Below are 23,015 nucleotides of genomic sequence, written 5' to 3' on the forward strand. Positions count from 1 at the left end.
CGGACCAGACGGTCTGGCAGTGAGGGATCAGCGTCCGTAGATCAGGGTCCGGATATCAGTGCTGCGAGCCGCCGATGCTGCCGGTGGCCGTGGGGGCGCCGGGGTGGATCGGGTCGACCGGGTTCTGCGGTCCCCCGTCGATCGGCCAGCCGGTCGGCCAGGTGGGCGCGCCGGACGGCAGGTGGGTCGGCAGGCCGGTCGGCAGGTGCGTGGGCAGGCCGCTCGGCAGATGCGTGGGCAGCCCGGTCGGCAAGCCGCTGGGCAGGTGCGTCGGCCAGGTCGTCGGCCACGTGGTGGGCCAGCCGTCGCCGGGGTGCGGCGTGGGGATCGGGAACGTCGGCGCGTGGCCGTCGTGGACGTCCTTCTCCGCCTGCGCCAGCCGGTTGCAGAAGTCCTGCATCCGCTTCTGCGCCTCGCTGCGCTCCGCGTCCAGCGCGGACTGGAGCTTGGCGATGTCGGCGGCCGGGACGTTCGCGGCCTTGGCCAGCTTCTGCAGCTCGGCCGCGGTCAGGTCGTGCCCTTGGTCGTCGCGGTCGCCGTCCTCGGCGGCCTTGCACAGCCGGAAGCTGTCGTCGCCGAGCAGCTTCGCGCCGGCCGCGTCGAGGACGGCCTGGTCGGTGCGCGGCGGGGCCGCCTTCGTGGGCGCGCCGGTCGGGGTCGGGACGTCCGGACCCTTGCCGTCGGCGCCCACGGGGGTGGTGATCAGGTCGGTCCCGCCGACACGGTTGTCCTTCGTGTCCTTGGTGTCCTTCGGGGCCGGGAAGCCGAGCGAGTGGGCCTTGGACTGAATGCCGGACGGGAGCGAGTTGGTCGCGGCGGCGGCGGACACGCCGACGACCGACACGCCGCAGACGGCGACGACGATCTTCACCGTCACGGTCTTGGCGAGGAGGGCTTTGCTGAACACGCGTCTCTCCTTGGAGGGTGTCGCGGAGGCGGAGTGATGCGCGGAGAACACGGCACGGGCCGCGTCCTCGCCCGAGAGCTCGGCGGTCAGGGCCGGTCCGGCGGCCGCGTCGAGCAGCCGCGCCAGGGCCTCCAGATCGGGGCGCGTTTCGTGCCCTGATCCCGCCGGTGGGGATCCCGCTGCGGTGCCTGCTATGCCTGCTATGCCTGCGGTGCCGGCGACGTTCGCAGCTTTCGCAACGTCGCCAACGTTCGCAGCGCCTGCGGCACCCGGCACCGCGCCCGCGGCACCCGGGCCGCCGGCGTGGTCGAGCAGTTCCTCGGCGGCTCGGCGACCCGGTCGCCGGCTCCCGAGGATCCGCGGGGAGTTCCCTGTCGTACGCATCGTGCCCGAAGGAGCGATCCTGCGCCTCATCGTGTTACACCCGCCCTCGAACCCGTCCGCGCCATCCCTTTGAGCTGCGCCTTCTCCGGCTCGGCCGCCTTGTCGAGGCGCTTCTTCAGCGTGCGCAGACCGCGCATCGCCGCTACCCGCACCGCGCCGGAGCGCTTGCCGACGACCGAGCCGGCCTGCTCGGCGCTCATCCCTGCGACGGCTCGCAACAGGACCGCTTCGGCTTGGTCGCGTGGCAGCTCTGCGATGGCCGCCAGCGCCCGACGCGTGGCCATCGCGGCCAGCGCCGCTTCGGCGGTGTCGTCCCCGGACCGCTGTTCCGGCAGCGCGGCGACCGGATCGGCCAGCTGGCGCTGGTTCCGGCGGCCCTCGTCGATCGCGCGGTTGCGGGCGATGCGGAACAGCCACACCTGGAACTGTTTGGCGTCCCCGGTGAAGCCGCCGAGGTCGCGCGAGGCCTGCAACCAGGTCTCGGAGGCGACGTCCTCGCAGGCGGCGGGGATCAGGACTCGGAGATACCGCAGCAACGGCGGGTTCAGGGCGCGCCAGAGCACGGCGAAGGACGCCTCGTCACCGCGCACGGCGCCGGTGAGAGCGTCCGCTATGTCTTGCCCATCCAGCATTGGGGTCCTTGATGCGAAGGTCTTGGACCCACCCCGCCGGGCAGCCTACCCGAGCTGTCCGAGGATGGCGCGGAAACGTTCTGTTGCGAGGTCGAGCTGTTTGACGATCAGTTCCTTCACCTCGTCGCTCAACGGGGTGTCGGCGCGTAGCGCGAACTCACGGAGCTGCGGGACCAGCGGCGCGTACTTCGCCGAGGCCTTGCGGACCTTCGGGCCGGTGGTGTGGATGATGCCGACGCCGTTGTCGGTGAAGTCGGACAGCTTGATGACCCGCGCCCACGGATCGACTTCCAGGCTCTCCACGACGTGTTCGCGGTACTGCTCCCCGCGGTCGCGCGCCGGGTCGTAGTCGGGGTTGGTGACCGCGGCGATGAGGTTGGCGACCCGCGGCGTGAAGGCGCGGGCGAGGACGGCCAGGGCCGCGTACCGCTCCCCCGCGGCGCGTTCTGCGTCGCTGGCCAGATCGGCGAGATCGGCGGGGTGGTCCTCGACCGCGTCGTGCAGCAGCGCGGCGACGACCACCTCGGCGTCCCGGACCTGGTAGTGGCGGATGATGCGGATCGCGACCCGAAGCAGGTGGTTGACATACGGCTCGCGGACCCGCTTGTCGCCGGCGTGCAGCCGGGAGGCGACGCGTTCGGCGCGCTTCAGGGTGGCGCGCTCGCCGTCGGGGAACGCCTCGATCTCGACGTCGAACAGCGCGTGCAGGCCGGCCTCGCCGTAGACCTCGGTCACGGCGTGGATGGGCATGACTTTCAACTGGCCCCGCTCAATCCCGTCCATGGCGGCGAATGTAGCGGGGTCAGGTGACGTGACTCCAGTCAGGGCGTTGCTTCTACGGGTGTTTCGACGCGTGCTTTACGTGTTTGATGCGCGCTTTAGGTGCTTTACGCGTTCAGCTTGCTCTGCCAGTCCGCCGGGACGCGGCCCTTCGGTCCGGGCACCGGCTGGTCGGCCGGGTGGCTGTCCGGGGGCGCCAGGGCCGGGCCGGACTCGTAGAAGTCGTCGTTGCTGAAGTCGTAGAACCAGTCCTCGCCGGGCTCGAAACTGGTGATCATGGTGTGGCCGCTGCTCGTGGCGTGCTTGCGGCCGTGCTGCTCGGGCGAGTTGTCGCAGCAGCCGATGTGGCCGCACTGCGTACAACGGCGCAGGTGCACCCACCAACCGCCGTTCTCGTCGCACTCCACACAACCGGTACCGCTCGGCGGGACGCTGGGGTCGACTCCTGGGATGGACATGCTCCAGACGCTACCCGGCTCGGGGCGCGAGCGCTTGTCAGGTGCTCGGGAGGTGGCCACACTTCGGGGAGCGCCGAAGTGAAGCGGCCGTACGGTCGGGGCATGGTGACTCTGACTTCTCGCGCCGACATCGAGGCCGCGCTGGCTGATCCGCTGCTGGTTCCGCTGCCTGCGGAGTCCGGGCCTGAGGGTTCGATGGCGTGGCTGCGGGCGACGGTTGCTCGGTTCGCTCATGGTACGGTGCATGCGCGGCGGCGTGCTTATGTCGAGGCGGAGTTGGCGCGGGTTGATGTGGAGGGTCTGCGGCGGTTGGCGGCCGGCGTCGATAGCGGTCGAGGTGGCAGTGCGGCCGGTGACGATCGGGCCGGGGTTCTGCGGGCTCTCTCGGCGGCGATGGGGCTGCCGACGCTGGACGATGCGGCGGTGGCGGCGTTGTGCGTCGTGGCCGACAACTACTTCGGTGGGGACGATCCGGCTGCCGACGAGGCCGTGAAGCTGCTTCTGCCGCTGATGCAGACGTCCGATCCGGAGCAGGCCGCGAATCGCGTGGGCATTCTCGTGCAGGCATGCGACGCCACCGCGGCGTTGATCGCAAGTGCTCGCGGCGGTTCTGGGGACGTGCACGCCACGATTCGCACTACTCCGCCGGTTCAGGTGATGCGGCGCGTGGCCGTTGCCGCTACGCGCGTCGGCGAAACCGAGATCGCTGAAGGGGAGTCGGTGCTGCTGGAAGTGGGTCCGGTGGGGCTGACGTTCGGTAGCGGCCCCCGGGTGTGTCCCGGCCGGGCGCTCGCCCTGGCTCTGGCCGAAGGCGCGGTGGAGAAAACCTCGGCACCGGCTCGGTGACAGGCGCCTACCCGCTCGGCGCAGTCTCGCCGTGCGGTTCGCCCATATGGGGTGTTGTCTGGATTCATGTCCATGAGCTCCTTCGGCGGCTTCTTCGACCGCTCCGACGATCCCTTCAACGACCTGCTCAACCGGTTCTTCGGGATGTCCCCGGAGTTCTCGCCGCCGCGGGTCCAGCGTGTGCCGATCGGTCAGCTGCTGACCGAGTCGGCCCGGGAGCTGATCTCCACGGCCTCGCGGCGCGCGACCCAGGACGGCAGCTCCGACCTCGACACCGAGCACCTGCTGTGGGCGGCCACGCAGGTGGAGCCGACGCGCGGCATCCTGGCCGCGGCGAACGTCGATCCGGACCGGCTGGCGCAGACGATCGAGAAGTCGCTGCCGGCCTCCGGCGGGACGCCGTCGTCGGAGCCGGGGCTGACGCCTTCGGCCAAGCGCGTGCTGATGCGGGCGCACGAGCTGTCGCAGGCGTCCGGTTCGACGTACGTCGGGCCGCAGCACATCCTCGCGGCGCTGACCGAGGACCCGGACTCCGGGGCCGGGCACGTGCTGAACAACACCCAGGTCGACGCCAAGGACCTGGGCAAGCGCATCACGAAGGCGTCGCGCGCCGAGGGGATGCCGGCCGGGCCGGAGCAGCCGTCGGACACCCCGACGCTCGACGAGTACGGCCGGGACATGACCGAGGACGCCAAGGCCGGGAAGCTCGATCCGGTGGTGGGGCGGGCCGACGAGATCGAGCAGACCGTCGAGGTGCTGTCCCGGCGGACGAAGAACAACCCGGTGCTGATCGGGGATCCGGGCGTCGGGAAGACGGCGATCGTGGAGGGGCTGGCGCAGCGGATCGTGTCCGGGGACGTGCCCAAGACGCTGGAGGGCAAGCGGGTCGTGCTGCTGGACCTGGCCGGGCTGGTCGCCGGGTCGAAGTACCGCGGGGAGTTCGAGGAGCGGTTGAAGAACGTGATCGACGAGGTGGGGAAGGCCTCGGACTCGACGATCCTGTTCATCGACGAGCTGCACACGGTGGTCGGCGCGGGGTCCGGCGGCGACAGCTCGATGGACGCGGGCAACATCATGAAGCCGGCGCTGTCGCGCGGGGAGCTGAACGTCATCGGCGCCACGACGATCGACGAGTACCGGAAGAACATCGAGAAGGACGCGGCGCTGGAGCGGCGGTTCCAGCCGGTGCTGATCGCCGAGCCCACGGTCGACGAGACGATCCAGATCCTGGAGGGGCTGCGCGACCGGTACGAGGCGCACCACGGCGTGAAGTTCACGGACGAGGCGCTGGCGGCCGCGGCGCAGATGTCGGACCGGTACATCTCGGACCGGTTCCTGCCGGACAAGGCGATCGACCTGATCGACCAGGCCGGCGCGCGGATCCGCTTGCGCAACCTCGGCAAGTCGACCGAGGCGATCGAGCGCGAGGACAAGCTGGCGAAGCTGACGCGGGAGCGGGACGAGGCGGTCTCGTCGGAGAACTACGACCGCGCGAAGGACCTGAAGGCGCGGATCGACGAGCTGAACGACGAGGTCGCGACCATCGAGGAGCGGCGCGAGGGCGCGCTGAAGGTGACGGAGAACGACATCGCGGAGGTGGTGTCGCGGCGTACCGGGATCCCGGTCGCGCAGCTGAACGAGGACGAGAAGACGCGGCTGCTGAAGCTGGAGGAGGCGCTGCACGACCGGGTGGTCGGGCAGGACGAGGCGGTCACGGCGATCGCCGAGGCGGTGCGGCGCTCGCGGGCCGGGATGGGGGACCCGAACCGGCCGACCGGCTCGTTCCTGTTCCTCGGGCCCACCGGCGTCGGCAAGACCGAGCTCGCCAAGGCGCTGGCCGAGCTGCTGTTCGGCGACGAGGACCGGCTGCTGCGCTTCGACATGAGCGAGTTCCAGGAGAAGCACACGGTGTCGCGGCTGCTGGGCTCGCCGCCCGGATACGTCGGCTACGAGGAGGCGGGGCAGCTGACGGAGAAGGTGCGGCGCAAGCCCTACTCGGTGATCCTGTTCGACGAGGTCGAGAAGGCGCACCCGGACATCTTCAACACCCTGCTCCAGGTCCTGGACGACGGCCGCCTGACCGACGCGCAGGGGCGCACGGTCGACTTCCGGCACACGGTGGTCATCATGACGTCGAACATCGGCAGCCAGCTGATCCTCGCGCACAAGGGCGACACCGACGAGATCCGCGACCAGCTGATGGACCAGGTCCGCGGCTTCTTCCCCCCGGAGTTCATCAACCGCCTGGACGAAGTGGTGATCTTCCACAGCCTCGGCAAGGGCGAGATGGGCAACATCGTGGACCTGATGCTGGACGGCTCCCGCCGCCGCCTGAAGGCCCAGGACCTCGGCCTGGAGGTCACGGAGAAGGCCAAGGGCTGGCTGGTCGACCGCGGCTACAAGCCGGAGTTCGGCGCCCGGCCCCTGCGCCGCACGATCCAGGCCGAGCTGGACAACAAGGTCGCCTCGCTGCTGCTGTCCGGGGACACGAATCCGGGCGACACGATCGTGGCGGATGAGGCGGACGATCATTTGGTGTGCAGCGTGCGGCACGCGAGTGAGTGAGGCGGGGGTGGCCAGCTGACACAACACACGTTGCCGGTCAGGACAGCGCGGGGTCGCGGGCTTTGGCTCGCGGCCCTGCTGCTTGGTGTGCGGGCTTGGTGTGCGGGCTTGGTGTGCGGGCTTGGTGTGCGGGCTTGGTGTGCGGGCTTGGTGTGCGGGCTTAGTCGGGCATTTTGTTATGACATTTTCGCCCCTTGCAACATGTATATGCCCGAGCACTGACACAACGACCGACAGCCGAGCCCTCAGCGCGCTACGCCACCCCCGGCGTGATCAGCCCCGTCTCGTAGGCGACCACGACCGCCTGGGCCCGGTCCCGCAGATTCAGCTTCGCCAGGATCCGTGCCACGTGCGTCTTCACCGTCGCCTCGGAGAGGTGGAAGCGTGCCGCCAGCTCCGCGTTCGACAGGCCGCGGCCGAGGAGGCCTAGGACTTCACGCTCTCGGGGCGTCAGGGTCGCGAGGTCCTTGTGCAGTGCTTCGGTGCGCGGGTTCACAGTCGGGACCGCGAAGCGCTCGACCAGTCTGCGGGTGATGGCCGGGGCCAGCATCGCGTCGCCGGCTCGCACCATCCCGACTGCGGCGACCAGGTGCTCGGGGCTGACGTCCTTCAGGAGGAAGCCGCTCGCGCCGGCTGTGATCGCCGCGTAGACGTACTGGTCCAGGTCGAACGTTGTCAGGATGATGATGCGCGGCGGCTCGGGGGCAGGTTCGGCAGAGCCGGAACTGGAACTGGAACCCGAACCGGAAGCGGCCGCGCCCCCGGCGCTCTCCGACAGGATCAGCCGCGTAGCCTCCAGCCCGTCCATCCCCGGCATCCGGATGTCCATCAGCACCACGTCCGGCCGCGTCGCGCGCACCACGCGCAGCGCCTCGTCGCCGTTGGCGGCCTCGCCGACGACGTCGATGCCCTCGGACATCAGGATCATGCGGAACCCGGTCCGCACCAGCACCTGGTCGTCGGCGATCACCACTCGCGTCGCGTTCATGCCGTCGCCCCCTCCCTCAGCGGGATCACCGCGCTCACCATGTAGCCCCCCGTCAGGCGCGGGCCCGCGCTCAGCGTCCCACCGTAGACCGCCAGGCGTTGGCGGAGTCCCACCAGGCCTCGGCCGTTGCCGGTGGCGGCTGTCGAGGAGGTCGTGCCGCCGGTGTCCACGACGTCCACCTTCAGCCGTTGCGGGCTGTACTCCAGCGTCACGCGGATCAGCGCGCCGACCGCGTGCTTCACCGCGTTCGTCAGCGCCTCCTGCACCACCCGGTACGCCGCCAGGTCCAGGCCCGACGGCAGCGGTATCACGTCGCCCTCGATCGCCAGGTCCACGCGCACGCCGCCGCTGCGGATGCGCTCCACCAGCGCCGGGATCTGCTCCAGGCCCGGCTGCGGCGCGAGGTCCGCGGTGCCCGCCGGGTCGCCGCCCTGCGACGTCATCGTCAGCAGGCCCATCACGTGCCGCAGCTCCGCCATCGCCGCGCGGCCGCTGTCCTCCACCGCCAGCAGCGCCTCGCGCGCCATGTCCGGGGACTTGTCCAGGACCTTTCGGGCCGCCCCGGCCTGCACGACCATCACGCTCACGTTGTGCGACACCACGTCGTGCAGCTCCGCCGCGATGCGTGCGCGCTCCTGCTCCACCGCCCGCAGCATCGACGATTCGCGTTCCTCTTCGAGGTCGTGCACGCGCTGCTTCCAGTTCCCGATGGCGTTGGCCCCCAACACGATCGGGATCAGGAACAGGAACGGCACGAAGCCGCGCGTGACGTTTGGGATCTGCCCGCCGCGGGTGGCGGCGATCAGGATCGCGCCGAGGCCGAGGCTGTAGACCATCGCCGAGCGGTAGGGGCTGTAGATCGCGGCGCTGTAGGCGGCGATCAGGATCGACATGAAGGTGAAGATCGCGGTGTCGTTGGCGTCCGAGATGTTGGCGTGCAGCAGCATCACCGCCACCTCGCAGGCCCAGAACGCGGCCAGCGGGAACCGCCGGCGGACGATCAGCGGCAGCGCCGTCATCACCACCAGGAACGTGTCGCGCGGCCCGACGTCGATCAGGTGGTTCACGCTGTAGAAGGGGCCGTGCTGGTCGGGGTTGACCACCGCGTGGTGGTAGCCGCTGTTGAGGGTGCTGATCACCATCGCCAGGGCCAGCGCGACGTCCGCCGCCCAGGCCCAGTGGCTCGGCGACGGCGTCGCCCCCGTGCGCCGGCGCACCGCCGCCCACACAGCCCGCGTCCAACCCTCGTCGTCCCTGTTCACCGCCTCAGTGTCGCAAGAATGCGGGCCGGTCCACATCACCCGCTCCGTCTACAGGCCTACGCCTGCGGGATACACCACCAGGATGACGCCCCCTCCGCATCGGCTCAGCGGTGTAGCAGAGTTCATGACGCAGGCCGACGCGGTCGATCACGGTCCGTCCATAGGTTCATGGCCATGACGAACCCGCCGACGAACCAACCGATGATCGACCTGCGCGACGCGACGAAGAAGTACGACGACGGCCCGCCCGCCCTGGCCGGCGTGACCCTGTCCGTGCCCGCCGGGGAGTGCCTGGCGGTCCTCGGCCACTCCGGCAGCGGCAAGTCCACGCTGCTGAACCTGATCGCCGGCCTGGACCGTCCCACCGGGGGCAGCGTGACGGTCAACGGGGTCCGCGTGGACCAGCTCGGCGAGGCCGGCTCGGCCCGCTACCGGCGGGCCTCGATCGGCATGATCTTCCAGTTCTTCAACCTGCTCGACGACCTCACCGTGCTCGACAACGTCCTGGTCCCGGCGCAGCTGGCCGGGATGGGCAAGGGCGAGGCGAAGCGCCGGGCCGCCGAACTGCTCGGCTCGCTGGGCATCGACCGGCACGCCAAGGCCTACCCGGCCCGGCTGTCCGGCGGCCAGCGGCAGCGCGTCGCGGTGGCCCGGGCGCTGATGAACCGGCCCGCGCTGCTGCTCGCCGACGAGCCGACCGGCGCGCTGGACTCGCACGCCGCCGCCGACGTGCGCCGGCTGCTGCTGGACCTGAACGCCGAGGGCCAGACCATCCTGCTGGTCACCCACGACGTCGAGCTGGCCTCGACCACCGCGCACCGGACGATCGAGCTGGTCGACGGCGCGGTGGCCCGGGACGTGGTCAACACGGACCCGGACGCGGCGAACAGGGCTGCCGTGAATCCGGCCATCGGTGCGCCGCGGGGGGACGCATCGCTGGCCGGTTCCGCGACGGCCGCAAACGCCGCGAACACTGCGAACACTGCGAACACTGCAAACGCTGCAAACGCTGCAAACACTGCAAACACTGCAAACGCTGCAAACGCTGCAAACGCTGCAAACGCTGCAAACGCCGTGAACACCACGACCGCCACCACCTTCAACGGCCCGTCAGGAGCGGTCCGATGACCCTCCGCAAACCGCCCCTCCCCCGGCGCCTCTTCGAAGCCGCCTTCCACGCCATGGCCCGCTTCCTGCTGGCGGTGACCCGATGAGCGCCCTGGGCAAGGTGGTCCGCTCCGGCGTCGGCCGCCGCCGCGTCCAGTCCTTCGTCATGGCCCTGACCACCCTGGCCGCCGTGACCTCCTCGGTCCTGTCCCTCGGCCTGCTCAGCGCGGTCTCGGCCCCGTTCGAGCACGCCTTCGCGCAACGCGACGGCGCACACCTGGCCGTCCAGTACAACGGCGCCAAGGCCACCACGAGCCAGGTCGCCGCGACCGCGCACGCCGCCGGCGTCACCGAAGCCGACGGCCCCTACCCGATCAGCACCGCGCTGGACGCGACGATCGGTACCGACTGCACCGCCACCATGGGCTCCGACATGCCCTTCGCCGGCACCTCGGCGCCGCCGGTCACGGTCTCCGCCCGGCCGAACCTGGCGGCCACCTCCGGCCTGGACCAGATCGTGCTGGACCGTGGCAGCTGGCCCACCGGCGCGAACCAGATCGTGCTGAACGACTACCCCTACGACTGCTTGGGCAAGTCCGTCGTGTTCAGCTCGCTGCCCGGCAAGCCCTCGTTCAAGGTCGTCGGCTTCGCGAACTCGCTGACCTCCACCGCGAGCGGCTGGACCACCCCGGACGGCTTCGCCCGGCTGACCGCCGCCGGGGCCCAGGCCGACACGCAGATGCTCTACCGCTTCGCCTCGGCCGGGACCGACGTCCAGATCGCCGCCGACCGGCAGGCGCTCACAACCGCAGTGCCGGCCGGTTCGTTGGAGGGCTCGCAGTCCTGGCTGACCGCCGAGCAGCAGGCGACCGGCAACGCCAAGGCGTTCGTGCCGTTCCTGATCGTCTTCGGCGTCCTCGGCCTGTTCCTGTCGGTGCTGATCATCGCGATCGTGGTCAGCGGCGCGGTGGTGTCGGCGATCCGGCGCATCGGGATCCTGAAGTCGCTCGGCTTCACCCCGGGCCAGGTGGCCCGCGCCTACGCCGCGCAGGCCATGATCCCGGCGACGATCGGGGTCGTGGTCGGGACCGTCTTCGGCAACCTGCTGGCGGTCCCGGTGCTGAGCGGCACCAGCCACGATCTCGGAGCCGCCGGCACCAGTTTGCCGCTGTGGGTGAACATCGTGGTCCCGGTGGGCACGCTGGTGATCGTCGGGATCACCGCGCTCATCCCGGCGCTGCGGGCCGGCCGGCTGCCGGCCGTGCAGACGCTGGTGGTGGGCCGCGCTCCCAAGGCCGAGCGGGGCCGTGCGGCCCAGCGCCTGGCCTCCCGGCTGCCGCTGCCCCGGGCGATGTCGCTGGGGCTGGCGCAGCCCTTCGCCCGGCCGGCGCGAGCCGCGCTGGTCGGTGCCGCGGTGCTGTTCGGCGCGGTGAGCGTGACGTTCGCGCTGGGGCTGGAGACCGGGTTCAGCAAGTTCCAGGACCAGCGGGCCGCCGGCTTCAACGACGCCTCGCTGATCGTGGTACCCGGCCAGGCCGACGCCAGCGGGCATCCCCAAGTTCCCGGCGGCTTCTACGGCCCGAACGATCCCCGCACCCCGCACCTGAATCCGGCGAAGGTGTCCGCCGCGCTGGCCACGATCCCGGGCACCAAGGCGGCCTTCGGCTGGGGCGACAGCGGGGCGACCATCGTCGGCGCGCCGAGCGGCGATCGGAGCGAGGTGGACACCGTCTCCGGCGACTTCTCCTGGACCGGGCTGGAGCTGATCGGCGGCCGCTGGTACTCCGGGCCCGACGAGGCGGTGGTCAGCGACCGGCTGGCCTCGGCGATGGGGACGCACGTCGGGGACACCGTCACCGTCGTGCAGCAGGGCAAGCCGCTGGCGCTGAAGGTGGTCGGCATCGACTTCGACACCCACGACGGCGGCCGGTCGGTCCTGGTCGACAGCGCGACGTTCACGGCCGCCGGCCTGACCCCGTACATCGACCAGTTCAACGTGCGGCTGGCCCCGAACGCCGACGGACCGACGTGGTCCGCCTCGGCGACGGCCGCGCTGTCGCCGCTGAACGCCTCGGTCGACCACCAGCCCGACGGCAACAAGTCCGACGTGGTGCTGACGATGAGCGCGCTGGTCGCGACGCTGTCGGTGATGCTGCTCGTGGTGGCGGCGCTCGGCGTGCTGAACACCGTGGTCCAGGACACCCGCGAGCGGATCCACGACCTGGGGATCTTCAAGGCGCTCGGGATGACGCCGCGGCAGACCGTGACCATGGTGCTGACCTCGGTGGCGTTCACCGGACTGATCGCCGGGCTGATCGGGGTGCCGATCGGCACCGCGTTGGAGAAGGCGACGCTGACCCCGATGGGGAACGCGGTCGGCATGCACCTGCCGCCGAGTGTGACCAACACCTACTCCCTCGGGCTGGTGCTCCCGTTGCTGGCCGGCGGGGTCGTGATCGCGCTGCTCGGGGCGCTGCTGCCGGCCGGTTGGGCGGCGCGGTCGCGGACCGCTACGGCGCTGCGGACCGAATAGCGCGAGAACGCGCCAAGAACAGCAGCCACCTCAGCAATCACCAAGGAATGCCGGCCTCCCGCGGTTGATACCCTCGGAAGGCCGGCATTCCGGCTTAGCTCTTAAAACAGCCAGTCACAATGGCGTGAGAGGCAACCAGCATGGCGGTCAGCGTTTTCGACCTGTTCTCGATCGGCATCGGCCCGTCGAGTTCCCACACCGTCGGCCCGATGCGCGCGGCCCGGATGTTCGTCAAGCGCCTGGACAACGAGGACGTGCTGCCGAAGGTGGCGCGGGTCCGGGCCGAGCTGTTCGGCTCGCTCGGCGCGACCGGCCACGGCCACGGCACCCCGAAGGCGGTGCTGCTCGGCCTGGAGGGCCAGGTCCCGGCGACCGTCGATGTCCGGGGCGCGGAGAACGACCTGGTGCGCATCCGCGAGACCAAGCGGCTGCGGCTGCTGGGGACCGAGCACGGCAGCGCCGCCGAGGTCACCTTCAGCGAGGACCGCGACCTGGTCCTGCACCGGCGCAAGTCGCTGCCGTACCACTCCAACGGGATGCAGCTGTCCGCGTACGACGAGCACGGCGAACCGTTGATGAGCAAGACCTACTACTCGGTCGGCGGCGGGTTCGTGGTCGACGAGGACGCCGTCGGCGCCGACCGCGTGGTCCTGGACGACACCGTCCTGAAGTACCCGTTCCGCACCGGCGCCGAGCTGCTGCAGCTGACCGAGCAGACCGGCATCAGTGTCAGCGGCCTGATGCTGGAGAACGAACTCGCCTGGCGCACCGAGCCCGAGGTGCGCGCCGGCCTGCTGGAGATCTGGCGGGTGATGCGCGAGTGCGTGAGCAGCGGCATCACCACCGAGGGCATCCTGCCCGGCGGCCTGAAGGTGCGCCGCCGGGCCCCGGGCCTGGCCCGCACCCTGCGCACCGAGGGCAACCGCGAGATGCACGCCAATGAGTGGGCCACGCTGTGGGCGATGGCGGTGAACGAGGAGAACGCCGCCGGCGGCCGCGTCGTGACCGCCCCCACCAACGGCGCCGCCGGCATCATCCCGGCCGTGCTGCACTACTACGTGAACTTCGTCCCGGACGCCGACGAGGAAGGCGTGGTCCGCTTCCTGCTCGCGGCCGGCGCCGTCGGCATGCTGTTCAAGGAGAACGCCTCGATCTCCGGCGCCGAGGTCGGCTGCCAGGGCGAGGTCGGCTCGGCCTGCTCGATGGCCGCCGCCGGCCTGGCCGAGGTGCTCGGCGGCACCCCGGAGCAGGTGGAGAACGCCGCCGAGATCGGCATGGAGCACAACCTGGGCCTGACCTGCGACCCGATCGGCGGCCTGGTGCAGATCCCGTGCATCGAGCGCAACGGCATGGCCGCGGTGAAGGCCGTCACCGCCGCGCGGATGGCGCTGCGCGGCGACGGCCGGCACCACGTGTCGCTGGACAAGGTCATCAAGACGATGAAGGACACCGGCCGCGACATGTCGGTGAAGTACAAGGAGACCGCGCGGGGCGGGCTCGCGGTGAACGTCATCGAGTGCTGACGCCTCAGGGCCGGGTGACAGTCACGACGGTGCCCCCGGCGACGGGAGGGCCCTGCTCGGACAGTCTCGCGGCCAAGGTGCGCGCCTCTTGTTCGGTGTAGCTGCCGTTGATGGTGAGGACGCCGTCGGGGTTCAGCCCTGCGGCGTCCCACTGGTCGTGAACCATTCCGTCCACCATGACCGCGATCTTCCCGCCGTTGTTGGTGCGGGCCACGCCGGCGAGCATGTCAGCGCTTGGGTGATCGAGCCGCACAGCGACCCGCCATCCGTGGGAGCCCGGCGCAGCACCGGTGGCCGGGGGCTCCGCCTGCGCGGAGACGACGTGATAGTCGAGCACCTCTGCGCTCGCGACCGCGACAGAAGAGTTGGCCCGACCACACGCCAGCCACGCGGCGCCCCAGGAATTGTTCGTCGACACCTTGCAGCTCGCGTTCGGCGGCACCGAGGGGTACTCGACCAGAGGAAACTGCAGAACCACGGGGGTCCCGAGCAGCGCACTCAGCTTCGGGGTATCGGAGGCCCGGCCCTGAACGACAAGCTCGACAGGACTGTGGCTCAGAAAGACGTTGACGTCCTTCAATCCCCTCGCCGCGGCCGTCTGCCGGAGCCATCGCGCGACATCGCCGTCCACCAGGGGGATCGGCGAGTGGACGAAGGCTTCGTTCCGGAAGGTCACGGTCACCCGGCCACCGGAGGAGTGACCGGCCGCCGCCGCGAACACCGCGACCCCGCCGCCCCCCGCCACCGCGATCGCTCCGGCCGCGACCGCAAACAGCGGCCGCCGCCACAGCTTCCTGCGCACCGCGCCCTCGGCGATCCGGCGGGCGTCGAACACCGGCGGCTCGTGCCGGTCGGCTTCTGCGGCCAGAGCCCGCGTCAGGGTGTCTTCGATCTCTGTCATGCCGTCCGCTTCTCCTCGCTCGATGCCATCGCCTCGCGCAGTTTGGCCAGCGCTCGCGCCGCCTGGGACTTGACCGTGCCGACCGCGATGCCGAGGGCCTCGGCGGTCTGTGCCTCGCTCAGGTCGTCGTAGTAGCGCAGGACCAGGACCGCGCGCATCCGCGGCGGCAGGTCGTTCAGCACCTGCATGACCGCGTCGTGCTCGTCCACGTCCTGGGAGACGTCCCGGGTGGGGGCGTCGTGCTCCAACAGCGGCAGCGGCCCGCGGTTCCGGTGCCGTTGGTGGTCGGCGGCCAGATTCGCCAGGATCCGCCGCACGTAGGCCTCCGGCGCGTCCATCTCGGCGACCCGGTCCCAGTGCCGGTACGCGCGCTCCAGCGCGCTCTGCACCAGATCCTCGGCGGCGTGCCGGTCACCGACGATCAGCACCGCCGTGCGGAACAGCGCGGCCGACCGGGCCGCGACGAACTCGACGAAGCCCGGGTCCACGCCGGGCGGTGGTCTGCGTTTCATGGGGAGTCGAACCTCGCCAGCGGCCGGAAAGGTTGCATCATCGCCGAGGTCTTTCCCTTGCGGCACCACGTTTTCGGGTTTCCCCCTGCTCTGCGACGGGCACGCGAGCGGCTCGCGACCGGCGCGTGACCGGCGCGTGACCGCGAGCGGCTTGACACCGGAGCCTACCCGCTTGCATGGTTAGTTACATGAGTAATGAACCCAGGAACCGGTGATGGACGAGGGCCGCCCGCTCTTCCAGCAGATCGCCGAGCAGATCGAGGACTCGGTCCTGGACGGCACGCTGGCCGCGGACACCCAGGTGCCGTCGACCAACGAACTCGCCGCGTTCCACCGGATCAACCCGGCGACCGCGGCCAAGGGCATCAACCAGCTGGTATCCGACGGGATCCTCTACAAGAAGCGAGGCATCGGCATGTTCGTGGCGGGCGACGCGCGGCAGCGCGTCCTGGACCGGCGGCGGGAGGCCTTCGCCCGGGACTTCGTGGAGCCGCTGCTGGCCGAGGCGCGCCGCCTGGGCCTGAGCGCGGCCGACGTGCAGAACCTGATCGAGAAGCGGGGAGGGGAACGATGAGCGCCGTGGTCGTCGAGGACCTGACGATGCGCTACCGCGGCCACACCGCACTGGACGGTGTGAGCCTGACGCTGGAGCCGAACACCATCCACGGGCTGCTGGGCCGCAACGGCGCCGGCAAGACCACGCTGATGCGCGTCCTCACCGGGCAGGAGTTCGAGACCTCCGGCCGGGTCGAGGTGTTCGGGCAGCCGCCGCGCGAGAACGCCGCGGTGCTGGACCGCGTCTGCTTCATCCGCGAGTCGCAGAAGTACCCGGCCAACTTCAAGGTGCGCGACGCCTTCGCCGCCGCGGCGATCGCCTGCCCGAACTGGGACCCGGCCTACGCCGACCGGCTGGTGCGCGAGTTCGACCTGCCGGCGAACCGGCAGATCAAGAAGCTCTCGCGGGGCCAGCTCTCCGCGGTCGGCATCGTCATCGGCCTGGCCGCGCGGGCCCCGCTGACCATGTTCGACGAGCCGTACCTGGGCCTGGACGCGGTCGCCCGGCAGGTCTTCTACGACCGGCTGCTGGCGGACTTCGCGGAGCACCCGCGCACCATCGTGCTGTCCACGCACCTCATCGACGAGGTCGCCGACCTGATCGAGCACGTGGTGCTGATCGACCACGGCCGGGTGCTGATCGACGCCGACGCGGACGACCTGCGCGGCCGCGCGGTGTCGGTGAGCGGCCCGAGCGAGGCGGTGGTGGCGTACGCGGACGGCACGCCGGTGCTGCACCGCTCCGAGCTCGGGGGGCGGCTGCGGGTGGCGCTGCCGCGGCGTCCGGAGCGGCGGGCCGAGGGCGTCAGCGTCGACTCGCTGTCGCTGCAGGAGCTGATCGTGTTCACGACGAACCAGGGGGATCCGACATGAGCCAGACCATGAAGGCGCTGCGCATCCAGTTGCTGAAGCCGGGCACGACCTTCGCGATCCCGTGGTACAGCATCGGTATCGCGATCGCCATCTGCATGGCGCTGTTCGCAGTGATCGGCAGCCAGGTCCCGTACCACAGCCGGACCACAGGCGCGCTCAGCGCGTTCTACCTGTCCGGGCTCGGCGTGCAGCCGTGGCTGATCACCCAGCTGTTCCCGTTCTCGACGGCGCTGTCCATCACCCGCCGGGCCTTCGTCCGGGCCACCGCGCTGCTGGTCGCCGCCGAAACGGTGATCGCCGGGCTCGGGCTGGCGCTGCTGAACAAGATCGAGACCGGCACGCACGGCTGGTTCGTCCACCTGCGGCTGTTGGATCTGCCGCACATCCACCAGAACAACTACTTCACGCAGGCGCTGGTCTACGGGATCCCGATGATGGCCCTGACCTCGGTCACTGCGTTCGTGGGCGCGATCTTCCGGATCTTCGGCCAGCTCGGCCTGTGGCTGTTCTTCGTGGCCCTGGCCGCGGTTTCCGCCGCGGTGGCGGCGGTCCTGGTGCTGACGCACACCATCGGGCACGTCGGGCACTTCTTCGGCCACCAGCCGATGCTGGCCGACTTCGCGCTCTACCCGCTGGCGCTGGTGGTGTTGTTCGGCGGCGGTTGGGCCGTGCTGATGCTGCGGTCGCGGGTGTAGCGCGGGCAGGCAGCACGCGGATGTTGCGGAGGGACGTTGCGGAGGGACGTAAGAGTTCTGGCAGGGAGGGGATCAGAGCTCTTCGCCGGGGCCGACGTCGAATTCCTGACTCCGCCCCTCGAACGCCACCTGGCCGGTGTCGCCGCGGTAGACGATGCGATATCGGCCTCGTGGCGTCTCCGGCGGGACCCGCCACTCGATGCGGACCTTGGAGATCGTGGTGTGGGCGGGGGACGGCAGCCGGGTCCAGTACATGCGGGTCGACCAGTCGCCGTCGTCGGCGATCCGGTGCCAGTACAGGCCGGCGCGGCGCTGTACTTCGTAGTAGGTGCCGCCGCGCTTGGGGTCGTGGGCCGGGTGCACGCCGACGAACTCGACCGTCACCATCTCGCCGTCCCAGGCGAAGGAGAGCTCGCGGCCGATGTCTTCGTCCGGGAGCGGGGCGTCGGGGTAGGGCGGCCGGGGCTTGTGACGGCGGCGCCGTGACAGGTCCGGCGCCGGGCGGCCCGGCGCGATCTGCCGGCCTTCGCGCATCGCCGTGCCGAGGAGCGCGGCGCTCTGTTGCAGCGCCGGGAGTTCCCAGCGGCCGAAGAGCGTGCTGGCGCCCTCGTACATCTGGGCGTCGTACTCCTCGGGGGTGGTGACGTAGTGGCCGTAGGCGTTGGCGTAGCCCATGACGAGGACGTGGTCCGGGTCGGTGCCGACGGATTCGGCGACGGTGCGGCGCAGGCGCAGGCCCGCGACGATGGTCACCTCGAAGGGCAGGCAGAGCAGGTAGAGGGGGCCGATGCGCAGCAACTGGATCGGCAGGGTCTCCTGGCCGAAGGGGACGATGCGATTCAGGAGGCTGATGGGGGCGGCGAGGGTCTTCGGGGCCTGCGCGTCCCGGAGCCGTTGGCTCAGGCGGTAGATGGCGTGGCGGGAGACGGCGTCCAGGAGCGGGTTCTGCTCGGGGTCGGCGAAGCGCCAACCGGTCGGGCCGTCGGGCAGCGCGCCGGCGAACGCGGTCGCGCCGGGGACCGCGTGCGAGGTGCGGTGCGGGAGGCCGTCGCCAGTGAAGCGGGGGCTGACGCGGATGTTCGCCATGTCGACGTGGATCAGGCGGTGGTCGAGGCCGCCTTCGAGGGTTTCGGCGGTGTCGTCGTCCTGGAGGAGGGTCGCCGCCGCTTCGTACTGGCGGGCGCCGATGATGCGGGTGTTCTCGAACTCGTCCTCGGTCGGGCCGCTGCCGGGGCGGAGGTTGAGGTTCGGGGACATGTCGCCGGCGTTGGTTTGGGCGAAGGCGGTGATGAGGGGTGGTCTGGTGGCTTCGGCGAGGGTGTGGGCTGCGGTGGCAGCGATGTCGTCGGGCTTCTCGTCGGTCTCGGCGAGGTAGTCGATCCCTGATACCTCGCGCTCCCAGTGGTACGCGGCGTAGCCCTTGTTGTCCGCGCTGACCAGGCGGTTGCGGTTGGTCATGCTGGTGTTGTGGACGGCGAACCAGCTGACGAGCCCGACCGGGACGCCGTCGCGTTCGATCGTGAGCAGCGTGGTCGCCGGGTCCACGGCGTCCGGGAAGGCGGCCTTGTCAGCACTCGGATTCCGGTCGAAGGCGCGCCGGGACCGGTTGACGCTGGCCTTGTGCAGCTCGCCGCGGTTCAGGCGGAGCGTGGCGGGCTTGAGGTCGGCGATCGCGCGGCGGGCGGCCTCGACGACGCCGTCGACGATCGCGCGGAACGTCTGCGGGCGGAAGCCGCCGGTGTTGCCGTTGTAGACGGCGTGGTGCGAGTAGCCGCCGGGGCCGCAGTGCGTGTGGGTGGCGGCGATGACGACGTTCGCCTCGGTGTAGACGGCCGGCAGGCGGCGGACGACGGCCTGCGTCACGCTGCTGAAGACCAGCGGCAGATCGCAGATCACGAGCAGCATCCGGCGGTCCCCGTCGGCCAGCGCGAAGGCCCGGGCGCGCAGCCGCGTGTGCAGCCCGGCGGCCTGTTGCTCGGGCAGCCCGTAGCCGAGCAGTCCGCACTCGGCGATCTCCCCTGTGATGTCCGCGATGCCGCGGCCCGCCAGGTACCCCATGCGGATCACGTAACGCGCACCGGATAAGCGGTGTCAAGCATGACGTCGGTCTGAGAACATCAAGTCATGGCTGACGAGACCGCGAACGGCGTGAACGGACCCCTGACGGTCCGCTACAACGCCATGCCCGGAAGCAGCCACGGAGGCCGCCACCGCGCCGAGGCGGTCATCCCCGCCGCCGAGCTGACATGGCGCTTCTCGCGCTCGGCCGGCCCCGGCGGCCAGGGCGTGAACACCACGGACAGCCGCGCGGAACTGTCGTTCGACCTGGCGGCGACCACCGCACTGCCGCAGTGGCTGAAGTCGCGCGCGTTCGAGCGGCTGGCCGGACGGCTGGTGAACGGCGTGCTGACGGTCACGTCGAGCGAGCAGCGCTCGCAGCTCCAGAACCGCGAGGCGGCCCGGGAGCGCTTGGCACGCGTGCTGGCCGAGGCGCTGGCTCCGCCGCCCCCGCCGCGGCGGGAGAAGAAGGTGCCGGCCGGGGTGACGCGGCGGCGGTTGGACAACAAGACGCGGCGCGGGCAGACAAAGCGGCTGCGGGGGCGGGTCGACGACTTCTGAGCCCACTTAGATGCGCTCGCGCCATCGGCAGCTGCTAAAACGACAAACCAACCGCCACACGCTTCCGCCAGGCACCTCTCGCCTCACGTTGCCGCGCGAGGCCAGCCGGTCCCGACCTCGCGCGCCGAAGCGCTAACAGCCCAGCACATGCCGGTCGCGGTACGAGGCTGAGTAGCAGCTCGCGCGCCGGGGCCCTCACGGTCCAGCACATGCCGGTCGCGACGCCAGGCCGGGTCGCAGCTCGCGCGCAGCACCGCTCATAGTCCAGCGAATGCCGGTCGCGGTGCGAAGCTGAGTCGCAGCTCGCGCACCGGACCGCTCATGGTCCGAGCGCATGCCGGTCGCGGTGCGAGCCGGCAGCCGCGGTGGAAAGCCGGAACTACTCCCCCGCCGCGTCCTTCGAACCGTCCGTCGCCTTCTCCGCCGCACCCTTCGGCCCGTCCTGCTGCTTCGGCACCTCCGCGACCGCCTCGGCGGTGCCGACCGTGGTCGTGGCCGAGACGGCCGCCGCCTGGGCCGCCAGGGCCGCGTCCTCGGCCTCGAAGTGATCCTTGGCGCGGCCGAGCTGCTTGCCCATGTTCTTCAGCAGCGCCCAGAGGGCCACGCCGAGGGCGAGCACGATCAGGAACGCGACCAGTCCCGGCTTCGTCTTGTCGAGGCTGCCGCCGCTGGCGAGCACCGGCTGGGCGGTTGTGAGCAATCCGGACACAGCGTTCATGCCCCGCAGTCTACGAGCACACTCCGGCGGGCTCGTGCACGCCCTGGTCCGAAGCGTCGGCTGCGGCGTCGGCGCACTGCTCCTTCTCGTATTCGCGCACGCCGGCGAACAGGTCGTCCTCGGGGAGGGTGGTGTCGATCACCGAGCGGGCCAGCTCGAAGTCCTCGGTCGGCCAGACCGCGCGGCGGATGTCGTTCGGGGTGCGGAAGAAGGGGCCTTCGGGGTCGATCTGCGTGGCGTGCGCCTTCAGCGCAGCGTCGCGGATCTCGAAGTACTCGCCGACCGGGACGCGGGTGGTGATCTCGCGCTGGGGCCAGTTCTGGCGCTCCTTGAGGAATTCCCAGTAGGGGGATTCCATGCCTCGGTCCAGGAGTTCCTGGTGCTCCGCCTCCAGGCGCGGCATCGACCAGGCCACGTCGTAGTAGAGCTTCAGGGGCTGCCAGGGTTCGCCGGCGTCCGGGTACTTGTCGGGGTCGCCCGCGGCGTCGAAGGCGGCGATGGTGATCTTGTGGGTCATGATGTGGTCCGGGTGCGGGTAGCCGCCGTTCTCGTTGTAGGTGACGATCACCTGCGGCCGCTGCCGGCGGATCAGCCGGACCAGCGGCTCGGCGGCGGTTTCGACGTCCTGGAGTGCGAAGCAGCCCTCCGGGAGCGGGGGCAGCGGGTCGCCCTCGGGCAGGCCGGAGTCGACGAAGCCCAGCCATTCCTGGCGGACGCCGAGGATCTCGCGCGCCGCGTCCATCTCCTTGCGGCGCACCTCCAGCAGGTTGGCCTCGATCTCGGCCTGCACGGCCGGGTCCTTCTTCAGCTGTGGGTTCAGGATGTCGCCCCGGGAGCCGTCAGTGCAGGTGACGACCAGCACATCCACCCCTTCGCGCACATAGCGCGCGGTGGTGCCCGCACCCTTGCTGGACTCGTCGTCCGGGTGCGCGTGGACGGTCATCAGGCGCAGTTCGTGCGTCACGGTGTTCCTCCATCAGTAGCCGCCCGAATATACTGACGCACGGATCCGACACTGCGCACATCCGAATCGCGCTCCGTCGACTGAAGGCCAGGTGAACCGCGTTGACGTCCGAGGTGCAGGACGAGGTGGTCGCGCGCTACGCGCGCTCCTCCGGCCTGTCCAGGCGCGGACGCGTCGCCCTGGGGGCCGCCGGAGTGCTCGCGCTGACCGGCGCGGTGTCGTACATCGGCCTCAAGCAGGCCACGCCCGCGCTGACCGCGACCGTCCTGGGCTACCAGGTCTCCTCCGACCATGCCGTCGACGTGCGGTTCCAGGTGGACAACCGGAAGAGCGACCGGCCCGCGACGTGTACCGTGCGGGCCCGCGACTACGGCGGGAACGAGGTGGGGCGCCTCGACGTCCCGGTCCCCGCCGGCCCGCGGCAGGTGCTCTCCGCGACGATCCGGACCAGCAGCCGGGCCATCAGCGGCGAAGTACTGGACTGCCAGCTCACATAGCCCCGGCGGTCCACGGCTGATTAACCCGGAGTTATCCGTCCGTGCTCCTTGTTACGATCGCCATTCTGTGTCTGACTGAAAAGCGTGCGTGACTGAAACAGCACGGTCCCCTCAACTGAGTAGAACCCTAGGAGTACCCGTGACCCAGACGAACGACAGCGTCACCTGGCTGACCCAGGACGCCTTCGACCGGCTCACCGCCGAGTTGCAGCACCTGTCGGGACCGGGCCGCGTAGAGATCGCCCAGAAGATCGAAGCTGCTCGCGAAGAGGGCGACCTCCGCGAGAACGGCGGCTACCACGCGGCCAAGGAGGAGCAGGGCAAGATCGAGCTGCGGATCCGCCAGCTCACCCAGCTCCTGGAGCACGCCGAGGTCGGCGACTCGGTGGAGTCCGGCGTGGCGGTGCCGGGCGCGGTCGTGACCATCGCCTTCGACGGCGACGAGGACGACACGCTGACCTTCCTGCTCGGCTCGCGCGAGGACGCGGCCGAGAACATGGAGGTCTACTCGGCGCAGTCCCCGCTGGGCAGCGCGATCAACGGCAAGAGGATCGGGGAGCAGGCCGAGTACGAGCTCCCGAACGGGCAGCCGATGATGGTCAAGCTGCTGGACGCCAAGCCGTACTTGGGCTGAGGCGGCCGTCAGGAACGGTTCGTCGACACGATCGACACGGTCCACACGGTCCACACGGTCCA

21 protein-coding genes and 1 pseudogene are annotated in these 23,015 nt (G+C 70.6%); 11 read left to right on the top strand and 11 right to left on the bottom strand.

Annotated elements, in window-relative coordinates; genetic code table 11:
• Window positions 1-55: 55 nt before the first annotated feature.
• From GWK61_RS26890 to GWK61_RS26905, 4 genes are all read right to left on the bottom strand, one after another.
• On the bottom strand, window positions 56-1,291 hold the full coding sequence (locus GWK61_RS26890; RefSeq protein ID WP_194912547.1) for a hypothetical protein: 1,236 nt from the start codon (window positions 1,289-1,291) through the stop codon (window positions 56-58).
• A gap of 26 nt (window positions 1,292-1,317) precedes the next feature.
• The gene (locus GWK61_RS26895) at window positions 1,318-1,923 is read right to left on the bottom strand and encodes an RNA polymerase sigma factor (protein WP_194912548.1); all 606 of its coding nucleotides are present in this window, start codon (window positions 1,921-1,923) and stop codon (window positions 1,318-1,320) included.
• Window positions 1,924-1,968: 45 nt separating this feature from the next.
• Window positions 1,969-2,706, bottom strand: a complete 738-nt coding sequence (locus GWK61_RS26900; RefSeq protein ID WP_194912550.1) for an HD domain-containing protein — start codon at window positions 2,704-2,706, stop codon at window positions 1,969-1,971.
• A 104-nt stretch (window positions 2,707-2,810) separates the two neighbouring features.
• Complete coding sequence (locus GWK61_RS26905; protein ID WP_194912552.1) at window positions 2,811-3,161, bottom strand: UBP-type zinc finger domain-containing protein; 351 nt, start codon at window positions 3,159-3,161, stop codon at window positions 2,811-2,813.
• A gap of 102 nt (window positions 3,162-3,263) precedes the next feature.
• On the opposite strand from GWK61_RS26905, the gene GWK61_RS26910 reads away from it, so the two are divergent.
• A complete protein-coding gene (locus GWK61_RS26910; protein ID WP_194912554.1) occupies window positions 3,264-4,007 on the top strand; it encodes a cytochrome P450 family protein in 744 nt (247 codons plus the stop codon).
• 66 nt (window positions 4,008-4,073) lie between these two features.
• Complete coding sequence (locus GWK61_RS26915) at window positions 4,074-6,572, top strand: ATP-dependent Clp protease ATP-binding subunit (protein ID WP_194912558.1); 2,499 nt, start codon at window positions 4,074-4,076, stop codon at window positions 6,570-6,572.
• A 253-nt stretch (window positions 6,573-6,825) separates the two neighbouring features.
• On the opposite strand, the gene GWK61_RS26920 is transcribed toward GWK61_RS26915, so the two are convergent.
• Both GWK61_RS26920 and GWK61_RS59790 read right to left on the bottom strand, forming a co-directional pair.
• The gene (locus GWK61_RS26920) at window positions 6,826-7,560 is read right to left on the bottom strand and encodes a response regulator (protein WP_194912560.1); all 735 of its coding nucleotides are present in this window, start codon (window positions 7,558-7,560) and stop codon (window positions 6,826-6,828) included.
• The gene (locus GWK61_RS59790; protein WP_323747773.1) at window positions 7,557-8,822 is read right to left on the bottom strand and encodes a sensor histidine kinase; all 1,266 of its coding nucleotides are present in this window, start codon (window positions 8,820-8,822) and stop codon (window positions 7,557-7,559) included. The genes GWK61_RS26920 and GWK61_RS59790 overlap by 4 nt, the downstream gene beginning before the upstream one ends.
• A gap of 174 nt (window positions 8,823-8,996) precedes the next feature.
• On the opposite strand from GWK61_RS59790, the pseudogene GWK61_RS26930 reads away from it, so the two are divergent.
• The 3 genes and pseudogenes from GWK61_RS26930 to GWK61_RS26940 form a co-directional block, all read left to right on the top strand.
• Window positions 8,997-9,680: pseudogene (locus GWK61_RS26930) on the top strand (ABC transporter ATP-binding protein); the annotation flags it as partial.
• Between the two features lie 352 nt (window positions 9,681-10,032).
• Window positions 10,033-12,462 (top strand): FtsX-like permease family protein, encoded by a 2,430-nt coding sequence (locus GWK61_RS26935; RefSeq protein ID WP_194912563.1) that lies wholly within the window; start codon window positions 10,033-10,035, stop codon window positions 12,460-12,462.
• A gap of 140 nt (window positions 12,463-12,602) precedes the next feature.
• Window positions 12,603-13,985, top strand: a complete 1,383-nt coding sequence (locus GWK61_RS26940) for an L-serine ammonia-lyase (RefSeq protein ID WP_194912572.1) — start codon at window positions 12,603-12,605, stop codon at window positions 13,983-13,985.
• 4 nt (window positions 13,986-13,989) lie between these two features.
• Here GWK61_RS26940 and GWK61_RS26945 read toward each other — a convergent pair whose 3' ends face one another.
• Both GWK61_RS26945 and GWK61_RS26950 read right to left on the bottom strand, forming a co-directional pair.
• Window positions 13,990-14,886 (bottom strand): SecDF P1 head subdomain-containing protein, encoded by an 897-nt coding sequence (locus tag GWK61_RS26945; RefSeq protein WP_194912574.1) that lies wholly within the window; start codon window positions 14,884-14,886, stop codon window positions 13,990-13,992.
• A complete protein-coding gene (locus GWK61_RS26950) occupies window positions 14,883-15,398 on the bottom strand; it encodes a SigE family RNA polymerase sigma factor (RefSeq protein ID WP_194912577.1) in 516 nt (171 codons plus the stop codon). The genes GWK61_RS26945 and GWK61_RS26950 overlap by 4 nt, the downstream gene beginning before the upstream one ends.
• A gap of 214 nt (window positions 15,399-15,612) precedes the next feature.
• Between GWK61_RS26950 and GWK61_RS26955 the strand changes: the two genes are divergently transcribed.
• The 3 genes from GWK61_RS26955 to GWK61_RS26965 are packed head-to-tail and all read left to right on the top strand — an operon-like array spanning window position 15,613 to window position 17,521.
• Window positions 15,613-15,972 carry a GntR family transcriptional regulator gene (locus GWK61_RS26955; protein WP_194912580.1) on the top strand — a complete coding sequence of 120 codons (360 nt, stop codon included), beginning with the start codon at window positions 15,613-15,615 and terminating at the stop codon, window positions 15,970-15,972.
• A complete protein-coding gene (locus tag GWK61_RS26960) occupies window positions 15,969-16,826 on the top strand; it encodes an ABC transporter ATP-binding protein (protein ID WP_194912584.1) in 858 nt (285 codons plus the stop codon). The genes GWK61_RS26955 and GWK61_RS26960 overlap by 4 nt, the downstream gene beginning before the upstream one ends.
• The gene (locus GWK61_RS26965; RefSeq protein ID WP_194912586.1) at window positions 16,823-17,521 is read left to right on the top strand and encodes a hypothetical protein; all 699 of its coding nucleotides are present in this window, start codon (window positions 16,823-16,825) and stop codon (window positions 17,519-17,521) included. Before GWK61_RS26960 ends, GWK61_RS26965 begins: the two co-directional genes overlap by 4 nt.
• 72 nt (window positions 17,522-17,593) lie before the next feature.
• On the opposite strand, the gene GWK61_RS26970 is transcribed toward GWK61_RS26965, so the two are convergent.
• A complete protein-coding gene (locus GWK61_RS26970) occupies window positions 17,594-19,579 on the bottom strand; it encodes a neutral/alkaline non-lysosomal ceramidase N-terminal domain-containing protein (RefSeq protein ID WP_194912594.1) in 1,986 nt (661 codons plus the stop codon).
• 66 nt (window positions 19,580-19,645) lie between these two features.
• Here GWK61_RS26970 and arfB point away from each other — a divergent pair, with 66 nt between their 5' ends.
• A complete protein-coding gene (gene arfB / locus GWK61_RS26975; protein ID WP_228563010.1) occupies window positions 19,646-20,140 on the top strand; it encodes an alternative ribosome rescue aminoacyl-tRNA hydrolase ArfB in 495 nt (164 codons plus the stop codon).
• 379 nt (window positions 20,141-20,519) lie between these two features.
• Here arfB and GWK61_RS26980 read toward each other — a convergent pair whose 3' ends face one another.
• The gene (locus GWK61_RS26980) at window positions 20,520-20,858 is read right to left on the bottom strand and encodes a hypothetical protein (RefSeq protein ID WP_194912599.1); all 339 of its coding nucleotides are present in this window, start codon (window positions 20,856-20,858) and stop codon (window positions 20,520-20,522) included.
• A gap of 10 nt (window positions 20,859-20,868) precedes the next feature.
• A complete protein-coding gene (gene mca / locus GWK61_RS26985; RefSeq protein WP_194912608.1) occupies window positions 20,869-21,822 on the bottom strand; it encodes a mycothiol conjugate amidase Mca in 954 nt (317 codons plus the stop codon).
• A 101-nt stretch (window positions 21,823-21,923) separates the two neighbouring features.
• On the opposite strand from mca, the gene GWK61_RS26990 reads away from it, so the two are divergent.
• Together GWK61_RS26990 and greA are read left to right on the top strand one after the other, a co-directional pair.
• Complete coding sequence (locus GWK61_RS26990) at window positions 21,924-22,319, top strand: DUF4307 domain-containing protein (protein WP_194912610.1); 396 nt, start codon at window positions 21,924-21,926, stop codon at window positions 22,317-22,319.
• Between the two features lie 139 nt (window positions 22,320-22,458).
• Entirely contained in the window at window positions 22,459-22,953 is a 495-nt protein-coding gene (greA, locus tag GWK61_RS26995; RefSeq protein ID WP_194912612.1) for a transcription elongation factor GreA, read from the top strand.
• Window positions 22,954-23,015 lie beyond the last annotated feature (62 nt).

It is taken from the genome of Catenulispora rubra, from assembly GCF_015356825.1.
GTDB lineage: Bacteria > Actinomycetota > Actinomycetes > Streptomycetales > Catenulisporaceae > Catenulispora > Catenulispora rubra.